Origin of the sequence: Sporolactobacillus vineae DSM 21990 = SL153, assembly GCF_000377985.1 — a bacterium.
In the GTDB taxonomy this organism is placed as follows: Bacteria; Bacillota; Bacilli; order Bacillales; family Sporolactobacillaceae; genus Sporolactobacillus; species Sporolactobacillus vineae.
In genome coordinates this window covers 106,439-122,204 of record NZ_KB899045.1, presented here as the reverse complement: position 1 = coordinate 122,204, position 15,766 = coordinate 106,439, and the positions used below count along the sequence as shown (strand labels likewise).

Annotated in this window: 12 protein-coding genes and 1 tRNA gene; 4 read left to right on the top strand and 9 right to left on the bottom strand. The window is 50.9% G+C overall.

Translation table 11 applies throughout. The annotated features are described in order from the left end of the window. Window positions 1–135 precede the first annotated feature (135 nt). The 4 genes from D889_RS0106720 to D889_RS0106705 all read right to left on the bottom strand — a co-directional run bounded on the left by D889_RS0106720 (window position 136) and on the right by D889_RS0106705 (window position 6,609). Window positions 136–876 carry a gamma-glutamyl-gamma-aminobutyrate hydrolase family protein gene (locus D889_RS0106720; protein WP_010631487.1) on the bottom strand — a complete coding sequence of 247 codons (741 nt, stop codon included), beginning with the start codon at window positions 874–876 and terminating at the stop codon, window positions 136–138. A 118-nt stretch (window positions 877–994) separates the two neighbouring features. Beyond that, window positions 995–2,407, bottom strand: coding sequence for a dipeptidase PepV (gene pepV, locus D889_RS0106715; protein WP_010631488.1), 1,413 nt, complete (start codon window positions 2,405–2,407; stop codon window positions 995–997). A 202-nt stretch (window positions 2,408–2,609) separates the two neighbouring features. Then, the gene (locus D889_RS0106710; protein WP_010631489.1) at window positions 2,610–3,986 is read right to left on the bottom strand and encodes a sugar phosphate nucleotidyltransferase; all 1,377 of its coding nucleotides are present in this window, start codon (window positions 3,984–3,986) and stop codon (window positions 2,610–2,612) included. Between the two features lie 127 nt (window positions 3,987–4,113). Next, entirely contained in the window at window positions 4,114–6,609 is a 2,496-nt protein-coding gene (locus D889_RS0106705) for an excinuclease ABC subunit UvrA (protein ID WP_010631490.1), read from the bottom strand. Between the two features lie 237 nt (window positions 6,610–6,846). Between D889_RS0106705 and D889_RS15585 the strand changes: the two genes are divergently transcribed. The 3 genes from D889_RS15585 to D889_RS15395 all read left to right on the top strand — a co-directional run bounded on the left by D889_RS15585 (window position 6,847) and on the right by D889_RS15395 (window position 8,411). Next, window positions 6,847–6,918, top strand: a tRNA-Gln gene (locus tag D889_RS15585). Between the two features lie 289 nt (window positions 6,919–7,207). Continuing rightward, complete coding sequence (locus D889_RS0106700; protein ID WP_010631491.1) at window positions 7,208–7,828, top strand: ribonuclease H1 domain-containing protein; 621 nt, start codon at window positions 7,208–7,210, stop codon at window positions 7,826–7,828. Window positions 7,829–8,246: 418 nt separating this feature from the next. Beyond that, entirely contained in the window at window positions 8,247–8,411 is a 165-nt protein-coding gene (locus D889_RS15395) for a LytTR family DNA-binding domain-containing protein (RefSeq protein ID WP_010631492.1), read from the top strand. Window positions 8,412–8,456: 45 nt separating this feature from the next. Here D889_RS15395 and D889_RS0106690 read toward each other — a convergent pair whose 3' ends face one another. Continuing rightward, window positions 8,457–9,101, bottom strand: coding sequence for a TetR/AcrR family transcriptional regulator (locus D889_RS0106690; RefSeq protein ID WP_238537610.1), 645 nt, complete (start codon window positions 9,099–9,101; stop codon window positions 8,457–8,459). 159 nt (window positions 9,102–9,260) lie between these two features. On the opposite strand from D889_RS0106690, the gene D889_RS0106685 reads away from it, so the two are divergent. Further along, entirely contained in the window at window positions 9,261–11,243 is a 1,983-nt protein-coding gene (locus tag D889_RS0106685) for an ABC transporter ATP-binding protein/permease (protein WP_010631494.1), read from the top strand. A gap of 138 nt (window positions 11,244–11,381) precedes the next feature. Here D889_RS0106685 and aroD read toward each other — a convergent pair whose 3' ends face one another. The 4 genes from aroD to D889_RS0106665 form a co-directional block, all read right to left on the bottom strand. Further along, window positions 11,382–12,149 (bottom strand): type I 3-dehydroquinate dehydratase, encoded by a 768-nt coding sequence (aroD, locus tag D889_RS0106680; protein ID WP_010631495.1) that lies wholly within the window; start codon window positions 12,147–12,149, stop codon window positions 11,382–11,384. A gap of 19 nt (window positions 12,150–12,168) precedes the next feature. Beyond that, window positions 12,169–13,404 (bottom strand): MFS transporter, encoded by a 1,236-nt coding sequence (locus D889_RS0106675; protein WP_010631496.1) that lies wholly within the window; start codon window positions 13,402–13,404, stop codon window positions 12,169–12,171. A 62-nt stretch (window positions 13,405–13,466) separates the two neighbouring features. Continuing rightward, window positions 13,467–14,684 (bottom strand): MFS transporter, encoded by a 1,218-nt coding sequence (locus tag D889_RS0106670; protein ID WP_010631497.1) that lies wholly within the window; start codon window positions 14,682–14,684, stop codon window positions 13,467–13,469. A 133-nt stretch (window positions 14,685–14,817) separates the two neighbouring features. Next, window positions 14,818–15,723, bottom strand: coding sequence for a shikimate dehydrogenase (locus D889_RS0106665; protein ID WP_010631498.1), 906 nt, complete (start codon window positions 15,721–15,723; stop codon window positions 14,818–14,820). Window positions 15,724–15,766: the final 43 nt, after the last annotated feature.

Sequence of the window (15,766 nt, the reverse complement as noted above, 5' to 3'; positions counted from 1 at the left end):
TTATCAGCTTTGATGGGAAAAAGTAACCGGAAATCCGCAACTTTTTGTGACAACCGGCACTTTAGCGGTGAATCTCTCTGAATCGGTTCAATTTGTTAAAAAGAGCAAGGGCACTGTGCCTTTGCTCTTTTTAACCTATCTGACCTTTTCGTCGCTCAGACCGCAGGCAGTAACAAACGTCTGGAACAGGCGGCGCATCAGCGGATCGCCGCCGGCCGTCAGCGACTCGGGATGCCACTGAACGCCGAACACCCGGCTGTGGGTATCGCTCTCAACAGCCTCAATGACGCCGTCCGGAGCATAAGCCACAGCCCGGAAACCGGGTGCCAGCGCCTTGATCGCCTGATGATGAAGACTGTTGACATAAATACTCGTTTTCCCGTCGAAAAGCCGGCACAGGCGGCTGTCCCCAAGGAGCCGCACGCTGTGGCTTGTCTGCACACGCGGAATCTTCTGATCATGCAGAATCGGCTGTTTCCACTCTGCAGCCAGATCCTGAATCAACGTACCGCCATAGGCCACATTGAGTACCTGCAGCCCGCGACAGATGCAGAGCACCGGTTTGCCGGCTGCGACGGCCTTCTTCAGCAAGGTGATCTCAAAGCGGTCCCGTTCGGCGTCGAAGGGCTCGATGAAGGGTGACGGCGCTTCGCCGTAGAACCGGGGATCCACATCGCCGCCGCCGCTGAAAATGAAGCCGTCGCATAAACTCAGGTATCGGCCGGTCAGGTCATCCGGCGCAACTGGCAGGAGTACCGGCACCGCGCCCGTCAGAAACAGGGACTGCTCGTAATCCTGATGGACGTAGGGTCCCTGCGAGAATTCATTCCTTTTTGCAAATCCGGTGGTGACGCCGATAACCGGTTTTTCTCCCATATTCATCGCTCCCGCACGTACAACTTTTACAACTAATATATGCGAGATTTCCTGCGTCGTCAAACAGTTGATTCGTTTTCCTATGGGTTTAATGGGCTTTCATGCCGTGCATGGGCCGTTATTTAGCCAAATTGCCCAGTTCGTACATCGCATCGGCATAGATTTCAGAAGCTTTCAGCAGATCGTCAACCCGCACGTGCTCGTCCACCTGATGGCCGGTATACGGATAATCCGGCATGCAGGCGCCAAATGCCACTCCGGCGTCGAGATACTGTGCATAGGTACCGCCGCCGGAGGTCAGTAAAGTCACATCCTTGAGCCCCATATGCTCCTCATACACTTTTTTCAGAATCTGCACCCCAGGGTGGTTCGGATCCATATAGAGCGGATCGCTCGTACCCAGTGAACCGACTGTCAATCCCAGTCTGGAAACGGTAGCCTTCAGCGTTGCTTCAATCTTCGCAAGATCGGCCTTGACCGGGCAGCGCAGATCAAGCGACACCGAGCCGCCCTTCCGGACATCATAGCGGATCACACCGGCATTGACCGTCAGCTCCCCGGACACATCATCATGGCAGGCAACGCCGAGCCGTTCGCCGGCAAAGTCATTGTTCAATGTATCCGCCAGAAAACTGATGAACGTCTGTTCCGAGCTGGAAAATGGTGCTTTCTGAAGCGCGGAAGCAAGCAAAAAAGCGGCATTGACGCCATGGGCCGGATCGGAACCGTGCGCCGACTTCCCCTTAACGGTCAGTTTGACGCCGTCCGTCAGTTTTTCCGCACGGTATACAATTTTTTTCGCTTTAAGATCGTTTTCCGCGGCAGCCGCAGCTTTTTCCGCTTCCGGTCCGGATACCACGGCGCAGGCATGATCCGGTACCATGTTGATCCGTTCGCCGGAATAAAATGTACTTAACCGGACAGGTGCTGCTTCCCCCTTTTCCGGAAGATCGATGCGAATACGAATCTGGCCTTTTTCGGCAAAAATCAGTGGAAATTCCGCATCCGGCGAAAAACCGAACAGCGACATCGGTTCCAGTTCATTGTACTTAACGAGGCATTCGCAGCCGCTCTCTTCATCGGTGCCGACGATCAGCCGGATCCGGTGCCGGATCGGCAAGCCGGATTTCCGCAAGGCCTTCAGCGCATAATAAGCCGCCATGGTCGGGCCCTTGTCATCGATCGCGCCCCGTGCATAAAGCGTTCCGTCTTCGATGTAAGGCGTGAACGGATCGTGCGTCCACTGGCCTGTGGCCGGAACCACATCGACGTGGCCGAGCACGGCGATGTAATCTGCTGCGTCTTCCGGACCATATTCAATATAGCCGACGTAGCCTTGCAGATTTTTGGTACGGAAGCCGTCTTTTTCTGCCAGTGCCAGCATTTTGTCCAGCGCCCGGCGCGGACCCGGGCCGAACGGTGCGTCCTTCGTTGCCGCGGCCGCATCCTTGGCACTGTTTACCGACAGGAGATCGGTCAGATCCCTGAGAAAGTCATCTCTATCCGGTGTGACGGTTACTTTCTGAGTCATTGGTTCATGTCCCTCTTTCTTTTTCATTGTGCAGAACGTATACCCTCATTTTACCATATCAGGATCCCCGGTTCCGGCGTTTCTCATGTGCCGGCAGAGATCCGGACGAATGAACTGGCGCCATCACGCTTCAGTCTGAAGGTCAAAAAAGATCCGGGCATCCGCATCGGCTGCGGCGTCCGGATCTTTTTACATTACTGCTTCAGCTTTTTACTGATGAGCAGTTGGCTTCGATTTCTGCCCAGCTCATATATTTTCTGAGAATGTCTTCTTCGATCAGCTGGCTGCCCATCTGAACTTCGATCAGTTCCATCGGCTCATCGGCAATAATGGCGTGGAGCGTTTCGGCCGGAACGATGACAACGTCGCCCGGCTTGATCGAACGAATCACACCGTCTTCGGCATAACGGCCGCGGCCGCGAATCACCGTCCAGACTTCCTGGCGGAGATGATGGCAGTGGTAGCTGAGATTGCTTCCGGCTTTGATTTTCAGTTTCTTCGTCAGCACTTCTTCATGATCTTTCGTATAGCTCGTATAATCAAGCACCTGATATGAGCCCCAATGCCGCTCTTCATACATCGGCCGCTGCTGGAACCCTTTCATGACTTCCTTGATTCGCGGACTCTGATCCTTGTCCGAAACGAGGATGCCATCCGGGCTGACCGCGACGACCGCGTTGGAAACGCCAAGGACGGTGACCGGCAGATCCAGTTCATTGATCAGATTGGTATTTTTCGAATCCTCACTGATAATCCCTTTCCCAATCTGCTGCGTCGCCATTTCTTCGGTCAGAGTGTTCCAGGTACCGAGATCCTTCCAAAAACCGTCATACGGCAAAGCGACAATGTTTTTCGCCTTTTCAACGACCGCATAGTCAAAACTGATCTTCGGCAGTTTGCGGTACTGCTTCTTCAGGCCTTCATAATGGAGCGGAAGGCCAAGTGCCTGCAGCTTGTCGATCATATATTTCAAACGGAAACCGAACACACCGCAGTTCCAGAGTGCAGATTTTTCAATCAGCTGCTTTGCCAGTTCCTCTTTCGGCTTTTCGGTAAAATGATCCACTTTGATATAGCCGTCGGTCCTGCTCTTGTCCGGGACCATGTAGCCGTATTTTTCCGATGGATAAGTCGGCCGGACACCCATCAGAGCCAGGTCGGCATCCGTATTCTGAACAAGCGGTTCAAGATCCAGGATGCGCTTGAAGAATCCGGCATCCACATAAGGATCTACCGGCAGGACGGCGACCACTTCGTTCGGGTCCGTTTCCATAACCGAATAGAGATAGGAAGCTGCCAGCGCAATCGCCGGAAAAGTGTCGCGCCGCTCCGGCTCGACGATCAGCGGCACATCGGTACCCAGCTGGTTTTGCAGCGTTTCGACCTGGCTCTTCCCGGTCGCGATCACCGTCGACCCGCCGAGACCGATGGTGTTCAGCTGCCCGAAGACCCGCTGAACCATCGACAGCAGATGATTCTGACGATCCTGAAGCACGCGCAGAAACTGTTTGGAGCGTGCATCATTTGAGAGCGGCCAGAGTCTTTTGCCTGAACCGCCTGAAAGTAATACTAGGTGCATAGTTCATATCTCCCCGTCATTTATAGCCAATTATAACGATCTATTTGCGTTATCTCTATTATGCCACTAAATTCACATACTTGGCTAGTAGATCATCGGGCGGCCTGCAGGAAAAAGGGACACCCTGTCACAGACTGCCGTGTCCGGCAAGATATTTCCCCGTCAGGCTGTCCGGATTCGCCGCGACCTGTGCCGGTGTACCCGAAGCAACAATGTGTCCGCCCTCCGGACCGCCGCCCGGCCCGAGGTCGACTACGTAATCGCTGCAGGCAATCACATCCGGATCATGATCGATCAAAATGACGGTCGAGTCGTCACCCATTAGCCGGTCCAGAACGCCGATCAGCAGTTCAAGATCATGAACATGCAGCCCGGTCGACGGTTCGTCAAGCACGTACAACGTTCCGGGATGCCGGTGAACCAGTTCGCCGGCCAGCTTCATCCGCTGCGCTTCGCCGCCGGACAGACCAGGTGTCGGTTCCCCGAGGCGAAGATACCCGAGACCGACGTCGTGCAGAATCTGGAGTTGCGCCGCCAGTCCCGGATCATCCGTAAAAAAGTCAAGTGCATCGTCCACAGACATCGCCAGCACATCGGCGATCGACTTTCCCCGGACACGGACCTCAAGAGTTTCCGGCTCATAGCGGGTGCCGCCGCAATGCGGGCAGCGGACATGCTGCTCCGGCAGATACTGCATGTCCAGAGCCATGTCGCCGCGGCCTTCACAGACCGCACAGCGTCCTCCTTTGACATTAAAGGAAAAATGTCCGGCATCCCAGCCTCTGCGATTCGCTTCTTCCGTTGCGGCAAATAACCGTCGGACCTCATCAAAAAGGCCGGTATAGGTAGCCGGAGTGGACCGCGAATTTCGCCCGATCGGCGCGGCATCAACTTTCAGGACGCGGCGGATAGGATCCGCGCCTGTCAACGCAGCGACGTGAGCAGGAAGCGGCCTGCCGATCAGCTCGGCTTTCACTGCCGGAACGAGACTGTCCAGAATCAGCGCTGTCTTTCCCGCACCGGAAACACCGGTCACAGCGGTCATCCGGTTCAACGGAAACGCTGCGGCAACATGGTCCAGATTGTGCTTTCTGGAAACAGTGATCCTCATAAAAGCGGCATCGTCATGCGGCACCGGACGCCGGTTGCGGCCCCTGACCTGCCGGACGCCGGAAAGGTATTGTCCGGTCAGTGTTGCTCCTTTTTCAGCCACATCTTCAGGCCGGCCGGCTGCAACAACCCGCCCGCCGTTCACTCCGGCCTCTGGACCCATTTCAATCATATAATCTGAATGGCGGATAATCTCCAGGTTGTGATCGACCACTACCAGACTGTTGCCGTTCCGGACCATTCGCCGCATGACATTTTCCAGCCCTTCGACATTGGCCGGATGCAGCCCGACCGACGGCTCGTCCAGAATGTAGAGAATGCCTGTCGAACCGCCCCGGGCCATTGCCGACAATTCCAGACGCTGGCGTTCCCCGGTGGACAGCGTCGCCCCCTGGCGATCCAGTGTGAGATAGCCTACTCCCAGTCCGAGCAGCGGTTCCAGTTCCTCGTGGAGTCCGGAACTGAGCTTTTCCGCAACTGTCCGTACCGATTCCGGCACCGCGCGGGCCAGGCCGTCACCCAGCCGGTCAATTTTTTCCAGCGGCAGTGCCGCCGCCTCAGCGATCGTCATTCCGGCCACGGTAGTCTGCAATGCTTCCGGACGGAGCCGGACACCGTGACAGGTTTCACACGGACGGATGCTGAGAAATTTTTTCATCTTTGCAAAACGCGTCTGGTTCTTGTCGCCGACCAGTGCCTGACGTACCGAATCCAGCGCATTTTCGTAGGTAAACAGGATCGGATATTCAGCACCGGTATCCCGGTTGTGGAAAATCAGCGGGCGCCGTGTCCGCTTGCCTTCCATCACGATGTGCTTCTCTTGCTCCGTCAGCTTATTCCACGGCACATCAAGCCGCACACCGAGCAGCGCTGCCAGACGGATCATATAGCCGCGGCCGGCTGATCGCCAAGAGGCAACCGCACCCTGCTTCAGTGTTTTTGAAGGATCCGGAACAACCCTTGACGGATCCACTTCCGCCCGTTCACCGAGTCCTCCGCACGACGGGCAAGCGCCCAAGGCCGAATTGAATGAGTAAAATTCAGCACTCGGCAATTTAAATGAAACCCCGCATTCCGGGCAGATACAGCGTTCTTCCATAATTGCCTGAAGGGAAGGCGGCACCGCATGACCATTCGGACAACGGTGTGTCCCCAGCCGGGAAAAAATCAGCCGGAGAAGATTATAGATTTCTGTGATTGTCCCGACTGTGCTTCGGCGCCCGGGAACCGGCGGACACTGGCGCAAAGCCAGGGCCGGCGGAAGAAAGTCGATCCTTTCCACCGATGCCCGCTCTGCCTGATGAATCTTCCGGCGGGTGAAGGCGGACAAACCCTCTAAGTATCTGCGGCTTCCTTCAGCATAAAGTACTCCCATCGCCAGCGAGGATTTCCCTGATCCCGATACACCGGCAATCGCCACTTGTTCATGGAGCGGCACATGGACCGTAATATCTTTCAAATTATGAGTTTTTGCGTGATAAATATCGATTGTATCCGGCAGTTCATTCACCATCCGGACCCTGCCTTTCTGTTATCTCAAAATGTTATTTTCATCTATTCATTCTATCACCGGCGGAAAAAATCAGGTACCTGCACCCGGAAAAGCGGATCATAGCGGGATTTTTTAATGGATCGGGCAGTTCTATTTTCTCCGTTAAGAGAATTCAGAACTCATTGATTTTTGCGTCTTTAAGAAATAAGGTTGCATTATTCATTATTTCTGGGTATACTATTTCTTGTTCTGATTCATTACCCCATGGCCAAACGGTAAGGCAACGGTTTCTGGGGCCGTGATGTTCTGGTTCGAATCCAGATGGGGTAATCGCATAAGAGCCCGAAAGCTTTGATATATCAAGGCTTTCGGGCTCTTCTCTATGGAATGCTAAAGACTGACATCCGAACGAATCCATCCGGATGTCAGCCTTTTTTACGTCGGAATACCTCCAGTCAGTCGCAGAAGAGCAAGGGATCAGCTGCTCGATAAAGCAAAATGCTCATATGCTCCCTTTTCACAAATACCCCATCCATTCGCCCATACAGAAAAAACACCTCTGAATAAAATACGGACAAAGACACCTTTCATAACCTCTAAAGAAGGGATCTGATCCGTCATGTCTATTTACGCCATCCAAAGTGGAAAACGAGCCGGGCTCTTCTCAACCTGGCACCAGACGGAACGCGAAATTCGCGGCATCCGCAGCGCCGAATGGCGGCGGTTCGACCGCAAACGCGACGCTGTCCTGTGGCTCCTGACTGAAAGTGAACCCAATCTTGCAGAAGGCTCAGCCGCCGCTTTTGTCGACGGCTGTTACGATCCCAGAAACAGGGCTTACGGCGCCGGGGTCCTGATCGTGTCGCCGGAGGGTGATATAAACCGGCTCAGCTTGTCCATCAAAGACCCCGACTGGACCAATCTGACCAATATCGCAGGCGAGCTTCAGGCCGTCATTCACGCAGCCACACTTGCCGCCGACTGCGGCTACCCCGCACTCACCATCTACCACGACTACGACGGCATCGCCGGCTGGGCAACCGGCACCTGGAATGCTGCGACAAAGGCAACGGTCGCTTACACTTACCGTATGCGCCAGCTGGAAAAGGAGCTCGCCATCCATTTCATCAAAGTACCGGCTCACCAGAACCGCGGCAACCTCGCCGCCGACACACTCGCAAGGGCGGCGGCAGGGCTCACGCCCCGATCCAGAGGATGGGAACTGACGCTGAATACGTAAAATGCAAGCGCACGAAACTCTGCCTGGAGAATCAGCCTCCGCTATTATGCCAAGCACACCCAAAATATTTTCTCATCAATGCTTTTCTCCGGATGTACTGCGTTGATCACCATTTGTCTTCTGTACCGAACCACTTATCCTGAATCTAATGTTCATTCGGGTTAAAAATGTTACAGTCATAAAGAAGAGCAGGTGATGATCTTATGAAAATTGATGTCCGAATTGATCATGATGCTCCATTCCCATATGCCGTGATTCATATATCGTCAATAACCGGAGAAGTGAACGAGGCGATTAAATCATTAACTGCCAATTTTCGGCTATGATCATGAAAAGCTGACTCCACTGGATCCTGACGAAATTATTCGTTTTTTTACGGACAACCAACGAGTCCGGGCACAAACAATGGAACACGTCTATGAAATCCGCAAACGTCTGTAATCAATTGGAAAACCTTCTGAATCCAAGTGACTTCATCCGGATATCCAACAGCGAGATTGTGAATATCCATATGATTCAGAATCCGGAGCTGACTTTTAAAGGTACATATAAGATCAATTTAAGAGATGTTGCAATGTATTGATCGCGGTTAACACTTACAACTTGATCATCCTCGCTGATTTCAAACTCAATCAGAATTTTTCTCAGGCTTTGTTTTACACCCAATACAATCATTGCCGATACCAAGCAGTCCCCGAAAAAACATCTTGTCCAGTTCATGATCTATTTTCTGCCATAATTGAGGGGTCATCCTGAACTTATCCATATGTTCCTGATTGCGAAAGTATTGGGAGAACATGTCTATGTAAATAAAAACCGCAGTGTCGCTTAGATCCTCGGCAATGTAGCCGTCCGCCCGTCCGCGTGCAACAAACCGCCGCCAGAAACGGCTCTGACTGTCAAATAGCCGGTTCATTTCATGATTGTCGTCCTGATATATTTTAAAGAACAGATCCATCGTTTTCATATTCATATTATTGCGTGCTCGTCTCGAAAAACGTTGCATACGCTGCAGGATCTCCGGGAATGTCCGCGTCGGATCATTTAAATCATCGATAATCGTCTTCTGATACCGGGTGAGTATTCGCATCACCACTGCCCTTGATAACTCGTCTTTGCTTGAAAAATAGCTGTAAAGCGTTGCCGATGAAATGCCAATAGTGCGCGCTAATTCACGCATTCTGACTTTCTCCGGATCTGTCTTTAAATACAGTTCAGAAGCGGTCTGTAAAATGCGTTCGCGCATCATGTCCCTTCGCTCGCTTCGTTTCATATCTGCTCACTTCCGCACTTCTATTCTCATTTCTCATTCTTTCTTTGTAAAAATAATTGTAAAAACAATCTTGCATTTTGTCAAAAAAACTAAAACAAGGTTGACTTAAAGTTTTAGTTTTCGTATATTAATCCGAGATACTGAAATAGGAGGAGACTTATGCCCTTTCTCGAATTGCAAGATGTCCACAAGTCGTACTTTTTAGGAAAAGAAGAATTCCCTGTCCTGAAAGGTATTGATCTTCAGCTGGATCGCGGTGAATTCGTATCGATTTTAGGTGAATCCGGGGGCGGCAAATCAACCTTGATGAACATCATTGCCGGATTGGATCGTAAATTCACCGGTAAGGTAACCGTCGAGGGAAAACTGCTGGATCATACTAAAGAAAAACAGCTGGACAACTACCGTCGCAGTACGATCGGCTACATCTACCAATCATATAACCTGATCACCCATCTAAACATCGTTGAAAATGTTTTAATGTCCCTGGACATGACGACACTCACCGGAAGCCAGCGAAAGAAACGGGCAATCTCATTGCTCAAGAAGGTCGGTCTGGGCGATCAATTAAAGAAACGACCGAATCAGCTCTCAGGCGGCCAGAAGCAGCGTGTAGCCATTGCCCGTGCTCTGGCCGGCGATCCTGAAATCATCATTGCCGATGAACCTACAGGCGCTCTGGACTCCGGGAACACCGCAGAGGTTCTTAAACTTCTGGACCAGATCGCAGCGGAGGGAAAACTGGTCATCACCGTGACTCACTCCCAGGAGGTGGCTAACCATGGGACTCGTATCGTCCATCTCACCGACGGAAAAATCGATGGCGACAAGCGCCTGAAACCGGCCTATCCCGTTGCAGGAGAAGCTCAGTCCGGATTCCGGTCAAAGCCTCTTTCTGCCGGAGCGAGTTACACCAATGCGTTCAGACACCTCACATTTAATTTCTGGCGCAATTCGATCATCATGCTGGGAACGGCCATCGGGCTGTTCGCGGTGCTGAGCTTCAGCGGTCTGGGCAATGGGATTAATGCTTTCCTCCAGGATCAAATCAACTCAATGGTCAATCCCGATTCGGTAACTGTACTAAAGAACCCCGCTGGTAAAAAAATGAGCAGCACTGAATTGCAGCAATCAATGCAGCAGTTTGCCAGTGATCCGTCCAAACTTCTGCTTACCGACAATCAGGTAAACCGCCTGCGCCACTTAAAACACGTCAATAAGGTCGAGCCTGGTTATCAGCTAAGTACTTATACCGTTTCTTATAATGGGAAGAATTCAAACGGCTCGGGGATCCAGACATGGACCAAGGGCTTTGCCGGCGACACCGTAAAGAACGGGCATATCCCCGGAGACAACGAAATTGTGATCAATAAGAATCAGGCGATTGCACTTTCCAGCGCCAAAACCTATAAACAGCTTCGTGGGAAAACAGTCCGGCTGACGATGCAATGGATCAACAAGAAAAACCAGCCTGTTCAAATTACCGGAAAGCTTAAAGTTGTCGGATTCACAAGCAATGCCCAGACGCTGCCGGCAGCGACCAACTATCATACGATGCGCCGGATGATCGAAAAAAAGAATGGTGTGACCGAGGCAAACTATGTGTCCGTTAATGTGACGAAGTCAACTTATGTCAAACAGGTGGCTAAGACGATCCAGGGATTAAAGGATAACGGTAAATACACCTACGGCGCGATCACAGTCGGCAATATTCTCGATACGGTGAATCAATATGTCCAGATTGCCTCAATCGTCCTCTCAGCGATTGCCGGCATTTCGCTCATCGTTTCTGCACTCATGATCATCGTAACTATGTATATGTCAGTGTCTGAGCGAACAAAAGAAATCGGTATTCTGCGCGCACTCGGCGAACGCAGAAAGGATATACGCCGATTGTTTACGGCTGAATCGATTCTGATCGGCTTGTTTTCAGCAGGACTTGCGCTTATCCTGGCTTATGGCTTCAGCATGCTGCTCAACCACATACTCTATAAAATTGTTAAATTCAACATGGTTCAGATTTCAGCAGCCAATATTGTCTCAATCGTGATCATCGCGCTGCTGATCTCATTTATTGCCGCACTCCTCCCGGCAAGACGCGCTTCACGGCTTAATCCCATTGATGCGCTGTCCGCAGATTAACTTGCCGAAAGTTTCCGGATTGCCCGGGCGCGGATTTATCCCGGCAATGAATAGCCAGGTTTTCTTCGCTGGCAACCTTTATAAAAAGCAGTGGCTGAACCATTGGGGTTCAGCCACTGCTTTTTAATGCCTTCGCGATCATCGCGCCGACTGTTGATGGAAAAAGTTCAGCAGTCCGGCCAGCTGATCGGCGCGGACCTGACCGGGAGCGGACGGTTTTTCCGCACACCCGAAAGAAAGTGCCGATCCGAAAAGCTCGCCCGTCAACCGGCTCACCACGCCTTGTCCGGACATAGACATCGTTATGAACGGCCGATCGGCAAATGTAGTCCGCATCAGATTGGTTGCCCGGAGCAGAACGAGAACATCATCTGCTGATTCAGGCATGACCGCTATTTTCGAAATATCCGCACCGAGCGTCTGCATCAGGCAAAGACGACGGATAATCTCCTCTACCCTTGGCGTCTTATGAAATTCATGATTGGAAAGAATCACTTTCACACCGTACTGATGCGCTTCCTCAACAATTTTATGCACAACGGCATCACCGCGGAACAGTTCGACGTCTACAAGATCGATAAGCCCGCTCCGGATCATTTTTCGGTTCAGCGTCACATAGTTTTCAGGAAGAATCGCCTTCTCTCCTCCTTCATCTGCCGTGCGGAAAGTGAACAGAACCGGAAGATCCGGAATCCATGTCCGCAGCTTCTCAGCCGCCTGCCCGACAATGCCGGGATCGTCTCCTTTTTCAAGAAAATCAACCCGCCATTCAATAAGGTCAGCCGGAAGATTCCGAACCAGAGAAACCTCTCTCTTCAAATCGGCCAGCTTTTTCCCGACAATTGGAATTGCTATTTTCGGACTTCCCGCGCCGATTTCCACGTTCTTTACTTTTACAGTTCTCATATGTCTCACTCCACTCTCTTTACCGATTCACAGCTTCTGCAGACTTCGGTTCCAGTTCATCATCTCTGCCGGCGAGCAATCTCCTGTAACGATAGTTGACCAGTAAACCGAGCAGTATGCCCATTCCGTTAACCGCCAGGGAGAAGAAGAAAACGCCCTGAATATCCGTATTTCGCAGGATCAGTCCGGTGACAAACGGAATTCCTGCCTGGGCAATTCCTGTGGCAGTGTCGATTGTACCGGTAACGGTCCCCTTGCGATTCCAAAAAAATTCGCAGAAAACGGCAATACACAGTTGAAAGACTCCGGCGGTAAACACACCGATTAAAAATGCTGCAAAGTCAGCGACTGCGAAGGAACGGGTGATCATAAACAGCACGGTCGACAAAAAGGATGCCACCGGGAACACGGCCAGGATTGTCACCGGCCTCAGCACCTTCATCAGCAATAATGCCAGACAGACAACCGATAGAATCGCACCCATATTGTAATAGCTGACAAGCTTCAGTGATTGGCCAAGCTCCATACCGGTCACCTGCTGCCCATAGGTCGGCAGCCATGTTCCCATAATATAGAGCAACCCGGGTGCTGTAAATCCAATCAGAACAAATGCTGCTCCATCCAGCCAGAATTTTGGTTTCTTTTTAAAACGGACATGCGGCGGCGTCTTTCCGGAAACTACCGCAGATTCTTTTCTTGGAAAAGGCGCTCTGATCAATAACAGAAATAAAGTGATATAGATCAGTCCGGGCAAAAAGAAAGCCAGTCCGTAAAACAAATTCTCTTTATTGAGGAAGATAATCAGCAGCGGCAGCAGTGCCGAACCGAAAGAGATAATTGCTTTCAGAATTACCGTTGAAGAGCTGCCGTACTTTGGAAAAAACTCCATGAGTGAAGGATAAGTGCCTGTATCCAGACAGGCGATCGACAGCCCGCCGAATGCTGAAAAGCACAGTGCTACAAAATAGCTGGGTGCCAGTGGAACACCGAAAAGGAAAGCAGCCATGAATATCGTTCCAATCATAATCATTCCTTTGCGGCCGATTTTGTCGACAATCATGCCGTCGATAAATACCGTACACAATCTGCCCAGTCCGAATGCGGCAATCATGAAACTGATTCCAGCCGCGTCTGTGTGAAACTGCGCCTGCAGAAAGCTCATGTTCTGTGCCAGCATAATATAAGCCATACCAAATGCAAAATATGCGCTGTAACAGCAAACTGCCGAAAAAGTATAGCCGTCTTTTCTCTTCACCTTCTACGCCTCCCGGATTACTTCTGACAAACTGAGGCTCTGCGCCATTGCCCGCTTTTTCTTTATGAAACTTTTTCTTCAGCGTCCGGGACAATGCGGATGACCTTATGATAACGATACGCAATGATCAGTGCCAGCACAAATCCGGCTGCTGCAATCCACGTGTCGAAAACCATGATACTGGCGATGCTTGTGTTGGACAGACTGCCGGTAATTAAAGGGATCGTAAATGAGGCAATACTGCCCAGTGTGTAAAATGTGCCGGTAATCGTTCCCTTCCCTTTGGGAAATACTTCCGCCATAAGGACAAGAGCCAGCTGCATCACACCGCCGGCCGCCGAATAACCGATTACAAATGAGAAAGCAACACAAACGGCTGGATCGGGAAAGAGAACAAGTGTCAGCAGAGCGATCATAGAAATGAATGTGTAACCAACCAGAAAGAACAGCGTATGAAATCTTTTTACAAGTACTGCCGTGACGAATACGCAGATGATGGAACCAATCGCGTAATAACTCATCAGTGCACGCGAAGATGTATCACTCATTCCTGCGACGCTGCTCCCATATTTCGTCAGCCACTGACTGACGAGGTAAAATGTTGCCTGTGAAATATAACCGTACAGGCAAAAGCAAACGCCTTCAATCCAAAATTTCGGTTTTTCGACAAAGTGAATCGTTGCAGCCTGACTCGCTCCGCCATCATTCTGGCTTTTTTGCCGCATCGGCGGGAAAGGCCGGCGGAACAGGAAAATGGCATTGGCAGCAAGAATGATCGCTGCAATCAGAAATGACCAGCCGAACCAGATATTTGCTGCAACAAACAGACTAATGATCAGTGGAAGGAGAAACTGACCGCCGGAAATAAATGCCTTCAGCATAATATTCGCGGTTGATGCCGATTCCGGATAGGCTTCCATCAGGGCAGGATACGTTCCGCAGTCCAGAAATGAATTTGCCACACCGGCCAGGATGCCGAAGAGATAGGCAACAGCAATATTCGGACTGATCAGGATACCGACAAAGAAACAGATGTAAGTCGTCAGGCCGAGAAATACAAATGGTTTTCGGCCGAATTTATCCGACAGAATTCCGGAAACAAACAAGACCAGCAGACGTCCGATGCCCAGGGCAGAGATGACAATAGCGACACCGCCGACATTTGTATTCCATTGTTTCGCCAGCGCATCCATATTCTGTGCCAGAATGATCACGCCCATGCCATGAACAAAGTAGTTGATATAGAGGCCAAGTACAGTAGGAAAATATTTATTTTTCATCCGAGACAACCCCTCTTTTTAGAAAGTGAATTCAGGATAGCAAACACATGATGCCTGTCTATGACAAAAGCGCAGGATAAAATGTGATTTAATTCACATACGAATGTAAGAGCATCAATTGCTCTCTTTTTTATCACCTGGCAGATGAGGCAGAACCTTTCTTAGTGTCGTCGGCCAGGAATGGTAATGACCGGATATAATCGACCGGCATTTGTTTCCCTGTCCAGATTTCAAATGCCCGTGCCCCCTGCCAGAGCATCATGCCGAGTCCATTAAAAAAGCGGCATCCTTGTGCTTCAGCGATCTGGAGCAATTTCGACTGCCTCGGGCTGTAAACAACATCAGTAACAATAAGATCGGGCCGCAGCATTGACGGATCCTTGATCACACTCTGCCCCTCCAGAGGTTTCATGCCGACTCCGGTGGCGTTTCCGAATAGGACGCTGTCGGCAATTTCTGTCCGCAGACGTTCCGTATCATTAAGGTCAAACAGGGTTGCCCTGCAGGAGGTCTTTGAATTGATTTTTTCCACAGTCCTTTTACCATTTTCATAGAACTCGTCTTTCCGGTTAAAAATTGAGATTTCCCGGACGCCATCGAGTGCGGCCTGTACACAGATGGCCGTCGCGGCGCCTCCTGCTCCGACAATGGTAATTTTCTTGCCAATAATGTCCACACCGTTTTCTTTCAGATTTCTCATATAGCCCGTTCCGTCAGTGATGTCACCGGTCAGAACACCGTGGTCATTGACGACCGTATTTACTGCACCGACAAGTTGAGCTGCCGGAGTTAGTTTGTCAAGATAGTTGCCGATCAGACGTTTATTCGGCATGGAAACATTCCAGCCGCGTAGTTTGAGTGCACGAAAACCTTTGATGACGTCAGGTAATTCCTGGTTGTTTACTTCAAAAGCCAGATAAACATAATCCAGTCCCAGTTTTGCAAAAGCCTCATTGTGCATCGTCGGCGAAAGGCTGTGCCGGATCGGTGTGGCAATTAGTCCAATCAATTCAGTGTGTCCAGTGATTCTTTCAGTCATAAGTCATCGTTCCCTTCCTGATCGTTAATAGATTTATTTGATG